The organism is Amycolatopsis orientalis DSM 43388 (genome assembly GCF_000411975.1).
GTDB lineage: Bacteria > Actinomycetota > Actinomycetes > Mycobacteriales > Pseudonocardiaceae > Amycolatopsis > Amycolatopsis orientalis_D.
This window is the reverse complement of record NZ_ASXG01000038.1, coordinates 1-18,858: the sequence shown is the minus strand read 5'-3', so window position 1 is coordinate 18,858 and position 18,858 is coordinate 1. Positions and strand designations below refer to the sequence as shown.

The 18,858-nt window shown below is 71.0% G+C and carries 16 protein-coding genes; 5 read left to right on the top strand and 11 right to left on the bottom strand.

The features are described 5' to 3' along the window. Window positions 1-147: 147 nt before the first annotated feature. From L942_RS06640 to L942_RS06625, 4 genes are read right to left on the bottom strand one after another with little or no spacing between them, the layout of a single operon-like run. Window positions 148-762 (bottom strand): GTP-binding protein, encoded by a 615-nt coding sequence (locus L942_RS06640; RefSeq protein ID WP_081654960.1) that lies wholly within the window; start codon window positions 760-762, stop codon window positions 148-150. Beyond that, a complete protein-coding gene (locus tag L942_RS45220; RefSeq protein WP_235078923.1) occupies window positions 743-1,513 on the bottom strand; it encodes a DUF742 domain-containing protein in 771 nt (256 codons plus the stop codon). Before L942_RS45220 ends, L942_RS06640 begins: the two co-directional genes overlap by 20 nt. Before the next feature lie 7 nt (window positions 1,514-1,520). Further along, window positions 1,521-1,973 carry a roadblock/LC7 domain-containing protein gene (locus tag L942_RS06630; RefSeq protein ID WP_009075317.1) on the bottom strand — a complete coding sequence of 151 codons (453 nt, stop codon included), beginning with the start codon at window positions 1,971-1,973 and terminating at the stop codon, window positions 1,521-1,523. Next, complete coding sequence (locus tag L942_RS06625) at window positions 1,970-6,139, bottom strand: sensor histidine kinase (protein WP_037356271.1); 4,170 nt, start codon at window positions 6,137-6,139, stop codon at window positions 1,970-1,972. The genes L942_RS06630 and L942_RS06625 overlap by 4 nt, the downstream gene beginning before the upstream one ends. A 993-nt stretch (window positions 6,140-7,132) precedes the next feature. Between L942_RS06625 and L942_RS06620 the strand changes: the two genes are divergently transcribed. Together L942_RS06620 and L942_RS06615 are read left to right on the top strand one after the other, a co-directional pair. Beyond that, the gene (locus tag L942_RS06620; protein ID WP_037356268.1) at window positions 7,133-7,573 is read left to right on the top strand and encodes a DUF485 domain-containing protein; all 441 of its coding nucleotides are present in this window, start codon (window positions 7,133-7,135) and stop codon (window positions 7,571-7,573) included. Next, window positions 7,570-9,171 (top strand): solute symporter family protein, encoded by a 1,602-nt coding sequence (locus L942_RS06615; protein ID WP_037356265.1) that lies wholly within the window; start codon window positions 7,570-7,572, stop codon window positions 9,169-9,171. The genes L942_RS06620 and L942_RS06615 overlap by 4 nt, the downstream gene beginning before the upstream one ends. Before the next feature lie 59 nt (window positions 9,172-9,230). On the opposite strand, the gene L942_RS06610 is transcribed toward L942_RS06615, so the two are convergent. The 5 genes from L942_RS06610 to L942_RS44850 form a co-directional block, all read right to left on the bottom strand. Then, window positions 9,231-9,581, bottom strand: a complete 351-nt coding sequence (locus L942_RS06610; RefSeq protein WP_037356262.1) for a DUF3817 domain-containing protein — start codon at window positions 9,579-9,581, stop codon at window positions 9,231-9,233. 26 nt (window positions 9,582-9,607) lie between these two features. Further along, window positions 9,608-10,003 (bottom strand): hypothetical protein, encoded by a 396-nt coding sequence (locus L942_RS06605; protein WP_440201298.1) that lies wholly within the window; start codon window positions 10,001-10,003, stop codon window positions 9,608-9,610. A gap of 752 nt (window positions 10,004-10,755) precedes the next feature. Continuing rightward, entirely contained in the window at window positions 10,756-11,667 is a 912-nt protein-coding gene (locus L942_RS06600; protein ID WP_037356259.1) for a lytic transglycosylase domain-containing protein, read from the bottom strand. A gap of 476 nt (window positions 11,668-12,143) precedes the next feature. After that, entirely contained in the window at window positions 12,144-12,626 is a 483-nt protein-coding gene (locus tag L942_RS06595; protein WP_037356257.1) for a hypothetical protein, read from the bottom strand. 339 nt (window positions 12,627-12,965) lie between these two features. Continuing rightward, on the bottom strand, window positions 12,966-13,133 hold the full coding sequence (locus tag L942_RS44850) for a hypothetical protein (RefSeq protein WP_200862723.1): 168 nt from the start codon (window positions 13,131-13,133) through the stop codon (window positions 12,966-12,968). 196 nt (window positions 13,134-13,329) lie between these two features. Here L942_RS44850 and L942_RS06590 point away from each other — a divergent pair, with 196 nt between their 5' ends. Further along, on the top strand, window positions 13,330-13,851 hold the full coding sequence (locus tag L942_RS06590; protein ID WP_037356254.1) for a GNAT family N-acetyltransferase: 522 nt from the start codon (window positions 13,330-13,332) through the stop codon (window positions 13,849-13,851). Between the two features lie 85 nt (window positions 13,852-13,936). Here L942_RS06590 and L942_RS06585 read toward each other — a convergent pair whose 3' ends face one another. Continuing rightward, on the bottom strand, window positions 13,937-15,079 hold the full coding sequence (locus L942_RS06585; RefSeq protein ID WP_037356252.1) for a CaiB/BaiF CoA transferase family protein: 1,143 nt from the start codon (window positions 15,077-15,079) through the stop codon (window positions 13,937-13,939). Window positions 15,080-15,106: 27 nt separating this feature from the next. Continuing rightward, window positions 15,107-16,258, bottom strand: a complete 1,152-nt coding sequence (locus tag L942_RS06580; RefSeq protein WP_037356249.1) for an acyl-CoA dehydrogenase family protein — start codon at window positions 16,256-16,258, stop codon at window positions 15,107-15,109. A gap of 98 nt (window positions 16,259-16,356) precedes the next feature. Here L942_RS06580 and L942_RS06575 point away from each other — a divergent pair, with 98 nt between their 5' ends. Then, window positions 16,357-16,965 (top strand): TetR/AcrR family transcriptional regulator, encoded by a 609-nt coding sequence (locus L942_RS06575; RefSeq protein WP_037356246.1) that lies wholly within the window; start codon window positions 16,357-16,359, stop codon window positions 16,963-16,965. Window positions 16,966-17,032: 67 nt separating this feature from the next. Continuing rightward, a complete protein-coding gene (locus L942_RS06570; RefSeq protein ID WP_037356244.1) occupies window positions 17,033-18,643 on the top strand; it encodes a succinic semialdehyde dehydrogenase in 1,611 nt (536 codons plus the stop codon). The last annotated feature ends 215 nt before the right edge of the window (window positions 18,644-18,858 follow it).

Sequence of the window (18,858 nt, the reverse complement as noted above, 5' to 3'; positions counted from 1 at the left end):
CGTGTGGAGGGGCAGTGTGCACGGCCCCCCGGGCCGGGCGCACTGCCCCTCCACACGCCGACTTAAAGGCGATCCCGCCGCGCCGACGGAGTCGGCGCCATCAAACACAGTTTGCCGCGCCAGACCACCCGACCCGAGCCCGGCTAACTACTGGTGGGCTTTAGCGGCCCTGAGCGCGATCCACTGCCGCATCGCGTACTCGACCAGCGTGATCAGCGTCTGCTTGGTCGATTCCCGCTCCCGGGCGTCGCACCGGACGATCGGGATGCTCGCGTCGATCGACAACGCTTCTCGCACATCGTTGATGTCGTGTTCCAGCACGCCGTCGAACGTGTTCACGCCGACGATGTAGGGCAGGCCGCGGTCTTCGAAGAAGTCGATCGGCGCGAACGAGTCCGCGAGGCGGCGGGTGTCGGCGAGCACGACCGCTCCGATGGCGCCGCGCACCAGGTCGTCCCACATGAACCAGAACCGCTGCTGCCCGGGCGTGCCGAACAGGTAGAGGATGAGGTCCGCGTCGAGCGAGACGCGGCCGAAGTCCATGGCGACCGTGGTGGTGGTCTTGTACGGGGTCTGGTCGAGGTTGTCGATGCCGCGGCTGGCGTCGGTCATCATCGCCTCGGTGGTGAGCGGAACGATTTCCGACACCGAGCCCACGAAGGTCGTCTTGCCCGCTCCGAAGCCGCCCGCCACCACGATCTTCGCCGATGTCATGGTCGGGGGCGCGGTTTCCCGCGGTGCCTTAAAGCCGACGGAGTCCACTCAAAACCCTTTCCATCAACATCAAGTGTGCTTCGGCGCCGTCCTGGCCCGAGATCGTCCGGTGCACGGTGACGAGGCCGGCGTCGGCCGCGTCGCTGATCAGCACCCTCGCCACCCCCAGCGGCACGGACAGCTCCGCGGCGATCTCCGCCACCGAACGCGGGGTCCGGCACGCCTCCATGATCGAGATGCTCTCGATCTGTTCCGCCGCCGCCTGGGGGAAGCCCCCGGCGGCGACATGGTCCTTGGTGGAGATCAGAGTCTCCAGTTCGAGCGCGTAGTTCGCCCGGGTGCGCCCGCCGGTGAGAGCGTACGGGCGCACGATCGACGTCTCCTCGGCCGGGTCCACCCGATCGTGGCGCTCGGGCCGGGCGATCGCCGACGGCATCGAGAACTCGCCGCTCGGCGGTCCCGGGTCGAAGAGCCCGCCTGGTCTGGGGCCGTCGGAGTCCGTACTGCCCGGTGGAGAGACGAGAGAGGTCACACCATCTCCTTGGTCGGCCGGCGGCACGGGTGCCGCCGGCGGGTCCGCTGCCGCGTGCGCTCCCGCGGCGGGCGGCGCTGGGGACTGGGATTCCTTCTTTTCTTTGCCGCTCTTCTTCCGTTTTCTGCGCGAGCGGCCCGAATCCAGGCTGAACCCGTTGAGGACGTCGGCGAACGTGCCGTCGTCCCCGGCGGCGGGCTCCTCCCCGCGCGGGGGTTCGCCGCCGGTACCGGGCTCTTCGCCGAACAATCCGGACCCCTGGCTCATCGCGCCATCATCCCACCGGTTCGCCGATCAGCGAGCCCCCGGCGCCCTGCAGCTGCGCGCGCAGCTCGGGGGTCAGGATCTGGCCGACGCGGTCGACGAGCATCGTCATCTCGTAGGCGACCTGCCCGATGTCGCAGTTGGGCGCGGCGAGGATCGCCAGGCAGGAGCCGTCGCTGATGGACATCAGCACCATGATGCCGAGTTCCATCTCGACGACGGTCTCGCGCACCGCGCCCGCCTCGAAACAGCGGGCGGCGCCCTGGGTGAGGCTGACGAGCCCGGACGCCACGGCGGCGAGCTGGTCGGCGCGGTCGAGCGGCAGCCGGTTGGAGGCCGTCAGCAGGAGGCCGTCGGCGGACACGACGACCGCGTGCGCGACGCCCGGGACGCGGTCGGCGAAGTCGTTCACCAGCCAGCCGAACTGGTTCTGCTGCGGCTGGGCCGCATTCGGCGAGGTCATTCACCCTCCAATGTTTCGTGGTTCTTCTCAGCGGCCTGCGCGGTGCGGTGCCTGCCGCGCTGGATCCCCTGCTGGAAACTGCTCAGGCGACCGCGCACGTCGTGCGCATCGCGGGACGGACGGGGGCTCGCCGACCCGGCGGGCGGCGGGGCGCTGCCGGGAAGAAGCTGTTCTCCTCGGCGGCGCCGAGGCAATCCTGCCGAAGTGAACGAGGACGGTGTCGACTGGGACACCGACTGGACGGTCCGCCACCCTTCGTCGGAACCGAAGTTCCATTCGGTGGCGCCTTCGGCGGGAGTCGGGGAGGGGCTTGCCGAACCGTCCGAACCGGACGGCGCGGACGGGGTCTTCGGGGCGTCCTGCCCGGTCGAGGACTCGCGCGACGGGGCCGGTCCGGGCACCAGCGGCTGTCCCCACAACCCGGTCTGGCCTTGGGTCGCGGACTGGCCCGGGAGGTTCTGTCCGGGCACGCGGGTCTGGCCCAGTCCCCCGGCCAGCCCTTGCGCCGGAGCCTGGTCCGCCTTCGCGCCGGACTCGGCGTTCTCCGCGGGCCGGCTCGGGGTGGCGGCGCGCCACGTCGTCAATCCCGCGCCCGCACCCTCGGCGGGCTTGCCCCACAAGGAGGTCTGCTCCGTGCCTTGCGGCGCGGCCGTCTCGGAAGCCTGGCCGTTCGGAGAAGCCGGGCTGTCCGTCTTCTCCGGCGTCGCGGTCTGGCCGTTGGCCGAGGCCTGCGCCGCCTGCGAGGCGGGGGTCTGCCCGGTGCCGGAGACCGCGGCCTCGAGCCCGGCCACCGCCGCCGGGACCTGGTTCGGGTCGGCGGTCGGCGGGGCGGGCGGAAGGCTGCTCGCGCCCTTGCGGCGGGTCGGCAGGGTGTCCGGCTTCTCCGGCCGGACGGTGGGGTTCGGTTGCGGCGCGGGCAGTTCCGTGCGCGCGGCGGGCTCCTGGCGCGGCCAGCCGCCGTCCGGGTCGAACGCCGGGGGCACGGCCTGGACCGGAGCCGTCTCGTCCGGCGAGTCCGCGTCCGCGGGCCGTCCGCCGAACGCGGCGGGCGCGTCCGTCGCGGGCTGGCCGAACGGAGCGGCCGAACCCGGGGTGCGCTGCGGCATCCCGCCGGGACGGTTCTGCTCCGAGGGAACGCCGAACGCGCCGGCGACCGTCTGCCTCCGCCGGATCGCCGCGTCGTGGGCGCGAGCCCGCTCCGGAGACGGCGTCGTCGTGGCGCTCGACGCGTCCGCGGCACCGGAATCCGCGGCGGTGCCAGTGGTTTCCGGCACGGCCCCGCGGACCTCCTGGCGGCCGCGGGTGACGCCGCGCTGGAAGCTGTTCAGCCGTCCCCGCACGTCCGCCGGGTCGCGGACCGGAAGGTCGCTGCCCTGCGTTTCGGCCGCGGGGGCCGCCGGTTCCGGCGTGGCGCTGCCCGGCATGAGCTGTTCGCCGCGGCGGCGCCGGGGAAGACCCGACTTCGTGAACGCGGTCGGCTCCACTTGGGACAGAGCCTGCACGGTCCGCCAGTTTTCGTCGCTGGCGAAATCCCAGTTGCGCTGCTGCTGTTCCTGCTCCGCTTCCGGCTCCGCGGCGGCTTTGCCGGACGCGGGCGCGGAAGATCCGCCGGAGGAAGGCTGCGCGGGCGAACGGAACCAGGCCGACAGCATCTCGTCGAAGATCGGCGTGTTCTCGATCGTCGTCTCGGCCGCGGACGGCGGCGGGACTTCCGGCACCTGCTGCGCGGCCTGGTTCCACCAGTCGCTCAGCGTCGTCGCGTTGGCCGCGGAGAACAGGTCCTTGCCCGAGGGCAGTTCGCCGTCGCGCTCGTCGCGGGTTTCCGCGGCCGGTTCCGGTTCGGGCTCCGGACGCGGCGGCGGGACGTCGACGGTTTGCGGCAGCTTCGGCGCGGGCGGCGGCGGGACGGGTGCGTCGTCGTCGCGCGGGATCGGGCTGAACAGCGCGGTGCCGGACACCTCGAGGTCCGACGGCGGACGCGCGACCTTGTCCCCGGAGAAGCCGGCGAGGTCGCCGGCCGAGGGCCACCGCTGCGTCTCGTCGGAATTGCCGCCCTGCTGCGGGACGAGACCCGGCACGGCCGATCCGTTGGCCGGGCGCTGGCGCCGCGGCAGTCCGCCGGGCGCGGCGGGCGGGGCGGCGAGGCTCGCCTTGGGACCGGGCAGCTGCCCGGGTTCCGACCGGTCGCCGGGCGTCGTGGCGAGCCCGGTCATCACCAGTTCCGGAGGCACCACCACGGTGGCCCGCACGCCGACGATGTCCTTGCCGCCGTGCAGCGAAACGCCGATGCGGTGGCGGCCGGCCAGGCGGCCGACCACGAACAGGCCCATCCGGCGCGAGGTCGCGAGGTCGACCGAGCCCGAGTCGGTGAGCCGGCCGTTGGCCTCCACCACCTCGTACTCGTTCATGCCGATGCCCTTGTCGAGGATGTCGACGTTGAGCGAACCGTCCTCGGCGAGCCGCGTCGCGACCGTCACCTGGGTTTCCGGCGCGGAGAACGCGGTCGCGTTGTCCAGCAGCTCCGCGATGAGCCGCTGGACGTCGCTCGCGGCGAACCCGACGATCTTCACCGCGGGCGGGTGCTGCACCGAAACCCGTTGGTACTGCTCGATTTCCGAGACCGCGGCGCGCAGCACGTCGTGCACGGTGACCGGCTGCCCGGAACGACGGCCCGGCTCGGCGCCGGAGAGGACCATCAGGTTCTCGTTGTTGCGCCGCATCCGGGTGGCGAGGTGGTCGAGCTGGAACAGCGTGGCGAGCTGGTCGGCGTCCTCCTCGTCGCGCTCCAGCCGCTCGATCAGCTGCAGCTGCCGCTGCACGAGGCTCTGGCTGCGCCGCGACAGGTTGACGAACACGCTGCTGTAGCCGGCGCGCATGGCGGCCTGTTCGGTCGCCAGCTTCAGCGCCTGGCTGTGCACCTTCTCGAACGCCCGCGCGACCTCGCCGACCTCGTCCTGCACCTGGACCGGCACCGGTTCGACCTCGACGCTCTGCGCGCGGCCCTCCTGGATGTTGCGGACCGCCTCGGGCAGGTCCTTCTCCGCGACGTCCAGCGCGCTGCGCCGCAGCACCTTCAGCGAGCGCAGCAGCTGGCGGGAGATGACGAACACGACCGCGGCGGCGGCGACGAGCGCCGCGAACAGCAGCACGGCCAGCAGACCGGCGCTGCTGCCGGCGTCCTCGACCAGCGAGGACGACGCGGCGGTGAGGTCGGCGCTCATCCGGCCGGCGACCTCGGTCAGCTGCGCGGTCACCGCGTTCGAGGCGTTCGCCCACTCCTGCGGCGAAATCCGCTTGAGCGCGTCCTCGGTGGAAACGCCCTGGCCGCCGAGCACGGTGCCGAGCATCCGCTTGCGGTCGTAGGAGGTGTCCGGCTTGATCGTGCTCTCGAAGTCGAGGCGCTGCGGCGCGGTGGCGGCGGCGTTGAAGTCGGCGACCCGGTCGTCGAACCGCAGTTCCGCGTCGCGCACGTCGCTCAGCTGCTGCGGGGTCAGCGTGCCCGCGGAGATGCCGTAGGCGACCAGGGACTGGGTGACCGACACCTGTTCCTTGGCCGCTTCGAGGTCGTGCAGGGCACTCGGGGTGCTGCCGAGCGCGTCGGCGCTGGCGCCCGCGGACACCGCGGTGTCCGCGCCGATCAGCGCGCTGGTGACGGCGTTGTAGTCGCCGACCGCCTCGGCCGCGTTCAGCAGGCCGGCTCCGACCTGCTGGCGGATCACCGCGATCTCGTTGACCTGCGCGGTCGCCGAGTTCACCGCGCCGGAGACGCTCGAGCCGTCGGCCCCGACCCGGGCGGCCGCCTCGGTGAACGGCGCGACCGCGGCGTCGGTGGCGGCGCGGGCGGCCTTCAGTTCCGGGGTGACGCCCGAGGTGCCCGCGATGAGCTGGGAGGCGGTCTGGGTGCGCTCGCGCTGCAGCCCGTCGGTGAGCGCGCGCAGCTGGGTGCTCAGCGCGACGAGCCGGTCGATCCGCTGGTAGTCGCTCGACCGCGAGACCTGGCCCGCGATGGCGGTGATGCCCAGGACGAGCGCGAGCACGATGGGGACGATCGTGACCGCGGACAGCTTGACCGGCAGGCTCCAGTCCCGCCAGCGCAACGCCGCCCGCCAGCCCGACGACCAGCGCGGCCGCTTGGGCGGGCGGCCGAGCAGCTTCTCCACAGGCACTTGGCCTTCTCCTGCAACGGTCACGAAAGTGACTCCCTGTCCGGCGTCGTGGCGGCCCGTCGGCGGTCCCCGCGGCCCTCCGCGCGCCCGGTGCGCGGCGCGCTCCCGGCGCGGAGTCCCCCGGTCCGCCTGCCCGCGCGTCCGACCGGGGGCCGGCACGACCGGGTCGATCCTTCACCGGTCCGGGAGGCGATCGGCTTCCCGGGACTATGCACGTGCACGACGCAACTTGCGGACTGCACGGCGGTGGTCGAGATCAACTTGTCTGCGCCTATCGATCGCTGCGGGCGGCTGGGGCCAAAGAATCGTACACCAATCGCCGCCTGCGTTATTGCGTTCCGCACCGGGGGGCTGACCTGGGAAAATAGTCGGAACGCGGAAACTCGGAGCCGCGGATTCGGCAGCGGTCGCCCGGCACGGGAATTCCGGTTACCCGCCGCTCTCGGCCTCGGCGTCCGGCCGTCACCCGATTAGCCCACACAGGGTAAGCAACACCCTCGATGGGACTACGCTCCGTGCCCCCGTCGGGTGGGCGCCCCCGGAAGTTGAACCCGATGTTGTGGAGATGCAGCGACGCGCCGCTCGACCCGGTGATTTTTGCCAGCCTCCCTTCCCTGCCTGGGAATCCCCGCCCGGCCGCGGGCCTGCCCGCCGAAGCGGAGCGGCCGCCCCGCCCGGCGGCTACGACCGGTCACCGTATTGGATCTTGACCGGCCCGTCACTCCGCCATCTGCCGCAACCCGGAGCGGACCCGGCGACTCCGCGTGACATCGGCGCTCACTATTCCGAGTGATCAGCCTGTGATCTGCCCGGACGTGCCGTTTACCGCCATTTCCCGGGGCGAAAAGGAATTTCCGGTGCCCTCGCGAACCGGCTTTTTCCGCGTTCCGGCGGCGTCGTTACTATGGCCGCCTCCCAGTCCGCAAGGGCGATCCGGGCGCTTTCTCGAACGATGCCCGCCGCCATCCACCGCGCAAGTTGCCGGAGGCAGCCATGCACAACGTCGCGCGCACCACCGGACCGGCCTCCGCGGCCGAGGACACCGGCCAGATGCCCGCGCTGTTCAACCGCGAAGGAGGCGACGCCGTCCCGCGCGGCAGGCGCCGCAAGCGCGGCCCGGACTACGAGCAGATCCAGCGCAGCCCCCAGTTCCGCTCGCTGCGCAGCCGCTTCCGCCGGTTCGTGTTCCCGATGAGCATCGGGTTCTTCGTCTGGTACCTCGTCTACGTCGTGCTCGCCGCCTACGCCGGCGAGTTCATGAGCACGCCGGTCTTCGGCCTGGTCAACGTCGGCATGCTGCTCGGCCTCGGCCAGTTCGTCACCACCGCGGTCATCACCGCGCTGTACGTCCGCTTCGCCGACCGCGAGATGGACCCGCGCGCCGCCGAAATCCGCGCGCAGGCCGCCGCTGTCCCGGAAGGAACCCCTCAGTGACTACCGCTTGGCTCGCCGACGGAGCTTCGGCGAGCAACCCGTTGATCAACACCGGGGTCTTCGCGCTGTTCGTCGCGATCACCTTGTACGTCGTCTACCGCGCGGGCAACCGCCGCTCGTCCACGTCGGGCTACTACACCGCCGACAGCGCCTTCACCGGAAGGCAGAACGGCGTCGCGCTGTCCGGCGACTTCCTGTCCGCGGCGTCGTTCCTCGGCATCGCCGGCGCGATCGCGATCAACGGCTACGACGGCTTCCTCTACTCCATCGGCTTCCTCGTCGCGTGGCTCGTCGACCTGCTGCTGCTCGCGGAACTGCTGCGCAACACCGGCCGCTTCACGATGGGCGACGTGCTCAGCTTCCGGATGAAGCAGCGTCCGGTGCGCGCCGCGTCGGCCACGTCGACGCTGGTGATCTCCTTCTTCTACATGCTCGCGCAGATGGCCGGCGCGGGCGGCCTGGTCGCGCTGCTGCTGGACGTCCACTCCAAGTGGGGCCAGGCGCTGGTGATCACCGTGGTCGGGCTGGTGATGATCTCCTACGTGCTGCTCGGCGGCATGAAGGGCACCACCTGGGTGCAGATCATCAAGGCCACCATCCTGCTCACCGCGGCGACGCTGATCACGGTGTTCCTGATGGGCAAGTACGGCTTCAACTTCTCCAGCCTGCTGCGCGCGCCCGCCGACCGCAGCCCGATGGGCAAGGACCTGCTCTCCCCCGGCGGCTCCTACGGCAAGAACGGAACCACGAAGCTCGACTTCGTGTCGCTGTCGCTGGCCCTGGTGCTCGGCGTCGCCTCGCTGCCGCACGTGCTGATGCGCTTCTACACCGTGCCGAACGCCCGCGAGGCGCGCCGCTCGGTGGTGTGGGCGACCGCGTGCATGTTCGTGTTCTACCTGTGCACGCTGGTGATCGGCTTCGGCGCGGCGGCGATCGTCGGGCCGGACGAGATCAAGGCCGCGCCCGGCGGCGAGAACTCGGCCGCGCCGCTGCTGGCCCTGCACGTGGGCGGCACAGTGCTGCTCGGCATCATCTCGGCAGTCGCGTTCGCGACGATCCTCGCCGTGGTGGCCGGGCTGACGCTGACCGCGTCCGCCTCCTTCGCGCACGACGTCTACGCGAACGTCGTCAAGCGCGGCAAGGCGGACCCGGAGGACGAGGTCCGGGTCGCCCGGCTCACCGCGGTGGTGATCGGCGTGTTCGCCATCGTCGGCGGCATCCTCGCCAACGGCCAGAACATCGCGTTCCTCGTGGCGCTCGCGCTCGCGGTGGCGGCGTCGGCGAACCTGTCGACCCTGCTGTACTCGCTGTTCTGGAAACGGTTCAACACCACCGGAACCCTGTGGAGCATCTACGGCGGGCTCATCGCGTGCGTCGTGCTGGTGCTGTTCTCGCCGGTGGTGTCGGGCGCCTCGGACTCGATCTTCCCGAGCATCGACTTCCACTGGTTCCCGCTGAAGAACCCGGGCCTGGTGTCCATCCCGGTGTCGTTCCTGTGCGGCGCGATCGGCACGTTCGTCGGCCGCGCGAAGAGCGACCCGGCCAAGCACGCGGAGATGGAGGTCCGGTCGCTGACCGGCGTCGGCTTCGGCTCCTGATTCCCCCACGAAAAAACCGCGGCTCCCGGAGGTTCCGGGAGCCGCGGTTTTTTCGTGGCTCAGAAGATGTCGCGTCCGGCCTGCACCCGGTGGGTCACCCGGCGCTCGACGACGAACGACACGAACGGGACGCATCCGGCCAGCAGCACCAGCACCGTGCTCTTGATCGACCAGCGGGCCTTGATCGCGAGGTCGATGGTGAGCACCAGGTAGATCATGTAGAGCACGCCGTGGATCGGCGAGTACACCTCGGCCGGCGTGGCGTTGCCGAAGCCGTACTCGATGATCATGGTGGCGCACAGGGCGAGCAGGCCGACACCGGTCACGTACGCGCTGGCGCGGAACCGCGTCAGCGAGCCGGACACCTTCGACTGGCGAGTCGGGGCGGCACCGTCGGTGCTGGTCGTCATGGGAGCGTCCTCACTTCCGCGGGCGTTCAGGACTGCTGGTCGCGGGCGTTGAGCTCGCGCAGGTAGCGGTTGTAGGCGGCGAGCTCGTCGTCTTCTTCGACGGGAGCCGCGGCCGGTCGCGGGACAGGCACGCGAACCGGCGCCGGGGCCGGGGCGGCCGGGGTCTGTTCGCCCTGCTCGGCGGCTGCCTCTTCGCGTTCGCGCAGCTTCTTGATGCGCCAGAACATGAACGCGGGGAACAGTCCGAACAGGGGCCATTGCAGCACGTAGCCGAGGTTCTGGAAGGTGCCGGTGGCGGACGTGAACCGGTCCCACTGCCACCAGGCCAGCCCGCAGCACAGCGCCAGGCTCACGACGCACGTGGCGACGATCAGGAGCCGGCGCCCGAGCGGGGACGCGGCCGGGCCGGGATCTGCGGACACGCTCTCGACGCTAGCACTGGCCGGGAAAACCGTTCCTGAGAGGCGGCGACGTCGTGACCGGGGCCCCACCCGGCGCTCGCCGCCGTCGCCGGGGCCCGGGGTCTTGCCCGCCGGGCCCGCCCCGCCGACGCCGCGGCCCGGGCCGGTCGCTCCGATGCGGCATTGGCGCGAGGTCCGTGAAGGGCCCCTTGAGGGAATCGAGGTCCGTGAAGGAGCCCCTCACAACCAGACCAACGGCCCGGACACCCCGCCCCGCCTAGACCCGCGAAGGCCCCCGAAGGAATCCAAGTCCCTGAAGGACCCCCTCACAACCAGACCAACGGCCCGGACACCCCGCCCCGCCTAGACCCGCGAAGGCCCCCGAAGGAACCAGGTCCGTGAAGGAGCCCCTCACGACCAGTCCAACCCCGCGACGCCCCGCCCGGCCTAGATCCGTGAAGGCCCATGGAGGATCCAGGGCCGTGAAGGAGCCCGCACGACCAGACCAAGGTCGAGGCACCCCGCCCGGCCGTGATCCGTGACGGACCCGCTGAAGAAAGCCACGTCCCTGAAGGGGCCCTTCACGACCAACCGAAGGCCAGGCAACCTGCCCGGCCATGGTCCGTGAAGGGCTCCTTGAAGGAAGCTGATTCCCGCAAGGAGCCCTTCACGGACCGACGGCGAGAGGTGGGAAAACCTGCCGGGCTCAGCGGCAGGTGAAGAAGCCCCTCGCGGGGCAAAAAAGCGAGCAGGAAGCGGCGAACGGTCCGAGGTCAGCCCGCTTGCACCTTCTGCGCCGCCTTCGCGTAGCCGTCGGCCAGGCCGAAGACCTTCTGCGCGTACTCGGTCGAGTTGTTGTACGACAGGATCCCCGACCACCAGCCCGCCGGGCTGGACATGTCGCGGCCGCCCGCGCACAGGTAGCGGGCGGCGGTCAGGGCGGCGTCGTCGATCTGCTGCGGGTCCGCGCGGCCGTCGCCGGTGGCGTCCGACGCCCATTTCCGCCAGGTGCTGGGGATGAACTGCATCGGGCCGACCGCGTGGTCCGCGAGCGGGTCGCCGTCGAGCTGACCGCCGTCGGTGTCGCCGATCGCCCGGACGCCGGGGGAACCGTCGAGCGGAACGCCGATGATCGGTTTCGACGGGCGGCCGTCCGCGCCGAGGACCGCTCCGCCGTACTGGCCGTGGTTGGACTCGATGCGGCCGATGCCGGCGAGCGTCGCCCAGGAGATGTGGCAGCCGCGGTCGACCTCGCGCATCGCGAGTTCCGCGTTGCCGTACGCGCGTACTGCCCGGGCCGGGATGCCGGTGACCGGCGCGACCTTGTCCGCCCAGGCCTGCAGCGGGTCGCCGCCGGTCGGGCGCGCCGACTGCGGCGCGGTGCCCTGGTCCGCCGCCCCGCCCGCGACGACGGCGTTGACCGGCGCGATCGAACCGGGTTTGACGTCGACCGCCTTGACGCTCAGCGCCGGGATGTCGGTCGTGGTGGGACTGGCTTCCGGGGCAGCCGCCCGGGTGACGATCCAGACCCCGCCGCCCGCGACCGCGAGCACCGCGACGACGACGGCGAGCCGCACCGCGAGCGCGGCGCCGTGGCCGCGACGAGCGGGCGAGGGGGCGGCAGCGGGAGCCGCGGTCTCGTCCCCGGTCCGCGCGGTGTCGGGGGTCTGTCCGGTGGCGGGCACGAAACTCCGGTCCTCCAGCTGGCTTGGGGTTCGCAACACTCAACGAGCCCGCGCAGGTTAGCGTTACGCGCGCATCGTCAGGTCCCCCGCCACGCCGGTTCACCCGGCCGGGTAGTCCGGGTTCCGACAGGTGGACTCTCGCCGCCGCACAAACCCCGCGAGCCCTGCGCCGAGGATGCGGTTGGCCGGGAAACTTCCGCCGCTGTCCTGGTCGCTTCGAACCGGCGACACCGGCGGGAAAACGCCGTGTGGCCTGGCCGATTCACCGACCAGGCCACACAGCTGTTCAAACAGGCTTCTGCCGCCGCGAGGCGCGGCCAGGAATCCAGAGAGCGCTCCCTACACCGCCGCGCACACCGCGAAGAAAAGACCAGCGCACGACCAGGCAGACTTCCGCCGCCCCGAGCCACAGCCAGGAACCCCGCGAACAGTCCCTCCACCGCCGCGGACACCGCGAAGAAGAGACCAGCGAACGATCAGGCAGGCTTCTGCTGCCGCGCCAGCCGCGCGACGCACCACGCGGGCGCGCTGCCCCGGCGGAGGTGCTGCAGGACCGTCATCGGGCCGAGCCGGCGCGCGAGGTCGGACGGTGCGAGACCGGCCGCCCGGTAGTCCAGGGCGCGCTGGTCCAGCGGGCTGATCCCGGCGTCCCACCATTGCTCGGCTTCGGCGACGTCGCCGACCATCTGCCACCAGCCGGCGGCGGCGACGAGCAGTTCTTCCGGGACCTCCGGAAGCCGGGCGCGCATCGCGTCGAGGTAGCCGGGGTCGGCGGCCTCGACCGGGGCCCAGCGGGCGGGTCCGGACCGGGCGCGCTGGCCGGGGATGCCGGGCGGAGCGGCCGGCGCGTCGGCCAGCCAGGCCGAAGCGATGCGGTCGACCTCCTGCTCCTCGGGGGTCTTCTCGCGCTCGGCCGACCACTGCCGGATCAACGCGTCCACTCCGGGATCTCCGGTCATCCCTGCCTCCTCATCGGTCCCCGACGGGCAGGCATTTGCAGCGCCTGCCCCGTTGCGCGTCCACGATTGGCTCCCCACGCGTGACCGGGCCGAAAACCCGCCGTTACCCGGTTCCCGGGGGACCCGGAGAACCGGCTGATCACGCAATGTGAGCACCGTAGGGCGGCACCCGCTTTCTCCGCCATACCCCGGACCCCGGAAATTCCGTGACCAGGCGGTTTCAGGGGCCAATCCACCCGGATGGTCGAGCGAAGTGCCCGAATCCCGGGATCCGGTGACAAAGCGTGACCAGCTGGCCGGACCGCACGCGGAAGCGGTCCGGAGCGCGAGGAAACGGGGTCAGGCGAAGAGGGTCTTGAAGAAGGTGACGATCGCTTCGGCGCCGTCCTTGAGCCAGCCGAGCACGCGGTGCACGAAGGCCGCGGAGTTGGTGGGCTGCGTGATCAGGAAGAACAGCACGAGCGCGACCACTCCGACGACGACGATCTTCTTCAGGCCGCTCGACATGGGTTCGTTCCCCTCCGCTCCCCCGGCGCCCGGGCGGACGCCGGCCCCGCCTCGGCAGAGTCGGCTCCCACTGTAGTGACGACGCGCCGGAATGGCCCGTCGCACGCCCCGATCCGGCCAGAAAGCTCACGGCCGAGTGACCCCGGTCACCATCGGGTGACCGGGGTCGGGAGCGCGCCCCCGATAGGCTCCGGCGATGGACGACGGCGCAGTGACTCTCCGCCCGGTGCGCGAGTCCGATCTGGGTCTGCTGGAAGCCCTGACCAACGACCCGGAGACGGTCGGCGAGCACCAGTGGTTCGGCTGGCACGACCCCGGCTACGTGCGCCGGCTCTGGCGCGAAAACGGCATGCTGACCACCGACAACGGCATGCTCGTCCCCACGCTCGACGAACGCCCGCTCGGGCTCGTGTCGTGGCATCGCACGCGGACCGGCCCGCACACCTACTGCTGGAACATCGGCATGGTCCTGCTGCCGGAGGCGCGCGGGCACGGCCTCGGCGCGCAAGCGCAGCGGGAACTCGTGCGCTACCTGTTCGCGCACACGCAGTTCAACCGCGTCGAGGCCAGCACCGAGGTCGGCAACCGGGCCGGGCAGCGTTCGCTGGAGAAGGCCGGGTTCACCCGCGAGGGAATCCTGCGCGGGTTCGATTTCCGCGATGGGCAGTGGCGCGACCACATCCTCTATTCGGTGATCCGGTCCGACCTTCCGTCGTGAGTGGTGCGCGCGGCGGCAGGTCGGCGCGAGCAGCCTCGCCCGCCCCGACAGCTCGCGCGAGCATTGCCGGGGCGGACAACCGCCTTCACGCGATGGCGCCCGCCTCCCGCAGCGTCGCGATCCCCTCGTCGTCGTATCCCAGCTCCGCCAGCACTTCCGCGGTGTCCGCGCCCTTCTCGTGCGGCGCTTCCGGCGTGGCCGCGGGCGTCCGGTCGAAGCGCGGCGCCGGCGCGGGCTGCACCGTGCCGCCGATTTCCGCGAACGTCCCGCGCGCCGCGTTCTGCGGATGCGCGGCGGCTTCCCACGGCGACAGCACCGGGGCAAGGCAGGCGTCGGTGCCTTCCGCCCGTGCGACCAGTTCGTCGCGGGAGAACTGGCCGATCGCTCCGGCCAGGATCTTGCGCAGCCGCGGCCACTCTCTCTGGTCCAGGTGGAACGGCAGGTCTTCGTCCTCCAGCCCGAGCACCTTGACCAGGTCCGCCCAGAACCGCATTTCGATCGCGCCGACGGCGACGTACTTGCCGTCCGCGGTCTCGTAGGTGTCGTAGAACGGGGCACCGCTGTCGAGGAGGTTTTCGCCGCGCTCCCCCGGCCACACGCCCGCCGCGCGCATCCCGTGCAGGCTCGTGGTCAGCAGCGCGGCGCCTTCCACCATCGACGCGTCGACGACCTGGCCGCGCCCGGACGTCGTGCGCTCGTGCAGCGCGGCCAGCACGCCCATCGCGAGCATCAGGCCGCCGCCGCCGAAGTCGCCGACCAGGTTGAGCGGCGGGACCGGGCGTTCGCCTGCCCGGCCGATCGGGTCGAGCGCGCCGGCGACGGCGATGTAGTTGATGTCGTGCCCGGCCGCCGAGGCGAGCGGGCCGTCCTGGCCCCAGCCGGTCATCCGGCCGTACACGAGCCGAGGGTTGCGCGCCTGCACCTGCTCCGGGCCGATGCCCATCCGTTCCGCGACGCCCGGCCGGAATCCTTCGATCAGCACGTCGGCGCGTTCGGCCAGCTTCAGCACCAGCTCGACGCCCTCGGGCGTTTTCGTGTTCACCCCGACCGACCGCCTGCCGCGGGCGAGCGGGTCGTTCGGGAAGCCGAGCACGTCTTCGCCCGGGGTGGCGCGGTCGACGCGGATCACGTCGGCGCCGAGGTCGGCCAGGATCATGCAGGCGAACGGAGCCGGCGCGAGTCCGGCCAGCTCCACCACCCGCAGCCCGGCGAGCGGACCTTGTTTCACGGGAAGTCCTTTCGCAGCAACGGGTTTTCAGAGCGTGCGGGAGATGATTTCCTTCATGATCTCGCTGGTGCCGCCGAAGATCCGGGAAATCCGCACGTCCGCCCAGGCCCGCGCGATCGGGTACTCGGTCATGTAGCCGTAGCCGCCGAAGAGCTGCAGGCAGTCGTCGACGACCTTGTTGACCCGCTCGGTCGTCCAGAGTTTCGCCATCGCCGCGCCTTGCACGTCAAGTTCGCCGCGAAGATGCCGTTCGATGCACTGGTCGAGGAACGCGCGCGCCACCGCGGCTTCCGTCGCCGCCTCGGCGAGCTTGAACTTCGTGTTCTGGAAGTTGAAGATCGGGCGGCCGAACGCCGTGCGTTCCTTGGTGTAGTCGATGGTCAGGTTCACCGCGGCCTCCAGCCCGGCCACCGCGGTCACCGCGATGATTAGCCGTTCCTGCGGCAGTTGCAGCATCAGCTGGATGAAGCCCTGACCCTCGGCGTCGCCGAGCAGGTTCGCGGCGGGCACGCGGACGTCGTCGAAGAACAGCTCGGCGGTGTCCTGTCCCTTGAGCCCGACCTTGTCGAGCACGCGGCCGCGGCGGAAGCCCGGGGTATCGGTCTCGACCACGATCAGCGAGACGCCCTGCGCACCGGCGTCCGGGTCGGTCTTGCACGCGACCACGACGAGGTCGGAGTGGAAACCGTTGGTGATGAACGTTTTCGCGCCGTTGATCACGTAGTGGTCGCCGTCGCGGACCGCGCGGGTCTTGATGTTCTGGAGGTCTGAACCAGTGCCGGGCTCGGTCATCGCGATCGCGCCGACCATTTCGCCGGTGGCCATCTTCGGCAGCCACTCGCGCTTCTTCTCTTCCGACGCGTACGCCAGGAGGTAGTGCGCCACGATTCCACTGTGGACGGTAACGCCCCACGCGCTGTCCCCGGCCCGGGCCTGCTCCTCGTACAGCACGGCCTCGTGCGCGAACGTGCCGCCGCCCCCGCCGTACTCCTCCGGGATCGACAGGCACAGCAGGCCGAGTTCGCCCGCCTTCGTCCAGATTTCCCGGTCGAGCTTCTTCTCCGCCGCCCAGCGCTCCTGGTTCGGCACGAATTCCTTCTGCAGGAACGACCGGGCGAGCTCCCGGAGGTCTTCGAGTTCGATGGTGCTCCACGAGCTCTTCTGGATCTGCAACGGCACGGCTGGGCCTCCCGCGAACTGGAAAACATGACGCTTGGCAGGTAAGTTCTGAGCGGAATGTACATCCCACCCGTCCGGTACGTAAAGCAGGAGCCGCGATGACCGAGGTCGCCCGGGGACACCGCACCCAGGCCGAACGCCGCGAGCAGACGCGCACCGCCCTGCTGGACGCGACGATCGACTGCCTGGTCGACATCGGGTACTCGCGGGCGTCGGTGCAGGAGATCTGCACCCGCGCGGGCGTCTCGAAGGGCGCGGTGCAGCACTACTTCGCCACCAAGGCGGAGCTGATGGCTGCCGCGGTCGAGCACCTCACCACGAAGCTGCGGACCCAGCTCACCGCTTCGCTCGGCTCGCTGCCGGGCGGTGCGTCCGGCGTCGCGGCGGCGATCGACCTGCTCTGGGAGGGCTATTCGGGCACGCTGTCCACCGCGGTGACCGAGCTGTGGGTGGCCGCCCGCACCGATCCGGAACTGCGCGCGGCGATCCGGCCGGTGGACCGCGCGCTGGGCCGGGCGACCCTGGAACACATCAGCGAGGTGGCCGGCGACCTGCCGAAAGAGCGTGCGGAGATGCTGTTCTGGCTCACCGTGAACCTCACCCGGGGCCTCGCCCTGGACGCCGAACTGGGCGGCGACCCGCGCCGGCGCCGCCAGCTGCTGGAGGAGTGGAAGCGGATCGCCGTGCTGCTGTACTCGGGCGACTAGTGTCCATACCGTCGGTATGGTGTACTCGTCGGTAACACCCGGCCCCGCACGGAAGAAGGTGCGCTCGATGACGAGTACGACCCCGGCGAACCTCACCGGCCAGCCCCTGCCCGCAACCGTCGGCGGCGTAGCAGGCGCCCCGTCCGCGTCCCGCGCGGCCGCACTCGTAGCCCGCGTGACCGGTGGCGCCGACAACGCCCCGGTGCAGATGACCGCACCCTTCACCGGGCAGCCGATCGCCTCCCTCCCCCAGGCCGACGACGCCGAAGTACGTGCCGCGTTCGCCTCCGCTCGCGAAGCGCAACGCGAGTGGGCAGCTCTGCCGGTGGCTCGACGTCAGCAGTTCCTCGTACGCCTGCACGACCTGGTCCTCGCCCGCCAGGCGGAGGTCCTCGATCTGGTCCAGGTCGAAGCGGGCAAGGCCCGGATCGACGCGTTCGACGAGGTCAGCGCCACCGTGCTGGTCGCGGCTTACTACGGCAAGCACAGCGCGAAAATCCTCTCCCCGCGCCGCGCCCCCGGCGTGATCCCCGGCCTTACCCGAGCCGGCGAACTGCGCCACCCCAAGGGCGTCGTCGGGATCATCTCGCCCTGGAACTATCCGCTGGCGTTGACCGCGATGGACGTCTTCCCCGCTCTCGTCGCCGGGAACGCGGTCGTGCAGAAGCCGGACAACCAAACCGCGCTGTCCGCCCTGTGGCTGCAGGAACTGGCCGAAGAAGCCGGGCTGCCCGCCGGTCTGTGGCAGATCGTGCTGGGCCGGGGCTCGCAGATCGGCAACGCGCTGCTGGAAGAATGCGACTACCTGTGCTTCACCGGCTCCACCCCGACCGGCAAGGACCTGGCGGGCCGCATCGCACAGCGGCTGACCAGCTACTCGCTGGAACTGGGCGGCAAGAACCCGATGATCGTGCTGCCGGACGCGGACATCGCCAAGGCCGCCGCCGGCGCGGTCACCGCATGTTTCTCGTCCGCGGGCCAGCTGTGTGTTTCGGTCGAGCGGATCTACGTCCACGACAGTATCCGCGAAGAGTTCACCCGCGAGTTCGTGGCGCGAACGGCAGCCCTGCGACTCGGCGGTTCGCTGGACTACCACGCCGGAATGGGTTCGCTGACGTCGAAGAGCCAGCTGGAAACGGTGACCGCCCACGTAGAAGACGCCCGAGCAAAGGGCGCGCGCGTCCTGACCGGCGGACGCCCCCGGCCAGACCTCGGACCGCTCTTCTACGAGCCGACCGTGCTGACCGATGTACGCCCAGGAATGACCCCGTTCGCTTCGGAAACCTTCGGCCCGGTCGTGTCGATCTACGGATTCAGCGACGTGACCGACGCGATCGAGCGAGCGAACGACACCCCGTTCGGACTGAACGCAAGCGTATGGACCCGAAACGGCCGCGCCGGTTGGGAAGTAGCCGCCCGCCTGAAGGCAGGCACGGTCAACGTAAACGAGGGCTACGCAGCAACGTTCGGCACGGTCGGCGTCCCGATGGGCGGCATGAAGGAATCCGGTGCCGGCCGCCGCAACGGCGCGGAAGGCCTGCTGAAGTACACGGAACCACAGTCCATCGCCGTACAACGCGGCCTGGCTCTGCGCCCACCCAAGGGCATACCCGGCTCACTGTGGGCCCGCTTCATGACCCTGAGCATGAAACTCCTGCGCCACCTACCAGGCCGATAAAGCGTGCGGGGGCCTCTCACGACCGCCACCCGGCCGTGAGTGGCCCCTTCACGGACTTAGATTCCCTCAAGGAGCCCTTCACAGACCACCCGGCCCGCCCCTCAACGCCACATCGCGGCGCAGCCCCACCCACCAACCAAACCGCAGCCGCTGCACCCAACGATCGAGGCACCCAGCCCCCGCCCTGCACCCCGATACGAAGCCTCCCTGCGGGC

Bases quoted from the DNA above. Each gene is read 5' to 3' on its own strand.
- L942_RS45220 (WP_235078923.1), bottom strand. From the start codon at position 1,513: ATGAGCCAGGGGTCCGGATTGTTCGGCGAAGAGCCCGGTACCGGCGGC.
- L942_RS06630 (WP_009075317.1), bottom strand. From the start codon at position 1,973: ATGACCTCGCCGAATGCGGCCCAGCCGCAGCAGAACCAGTTCGGCTGG.
- L942_RS06620 (WP_037356268.1), top strand. From the start codon at position 7,133: ATGCACAACGTCGCGCGCACCACCGGACCGGCCTCCGCGGCCGAGGAC.
- L942_RS06610 (WP_037356262.1), bottom strand. From the start codon at position 9,581: ATGACGACCAGCACCGACGGTGCCGCCCCGACTCGCCAGTCGAAGGTG.
- L942_RS06595 (WP_037356257.1), bottom strand. From the start codon at position 12,626: ATGACCGGAGATCCCGGAGTGGACGCGTTGATCCGGCAGTGGTCGGCC.
- L942_RS44850 (WP_200862723.1), bottom strand. From the start codon at position 13,133: ATGTCGAGCGGCCTGAAGAAGATCGTCGTCGTCGGAGTGGTCGCGCTC.
- L942_RS06590 (WP_037356254.1), top strand. From the start codon at position 13,330: ATGGACGACGGCGCAGTGACTCTCCGCCCGGTGCGCGAGTCCGATCTG.
- L942_RS06575 (WP_037356246.1), top strand. From the start codon at position 16,357: ATGACCGAGGTCGCCCGGGGACACCGCACCCAGGCCGAACGCCGCGAG.
- L942_RS06570 (WP_037356244.1), top strand. From the start codon at position 17,033: ATGACGAGTACGACCCCGGCGAACCTCACCGGCCAGCCCCTGCCCGCA.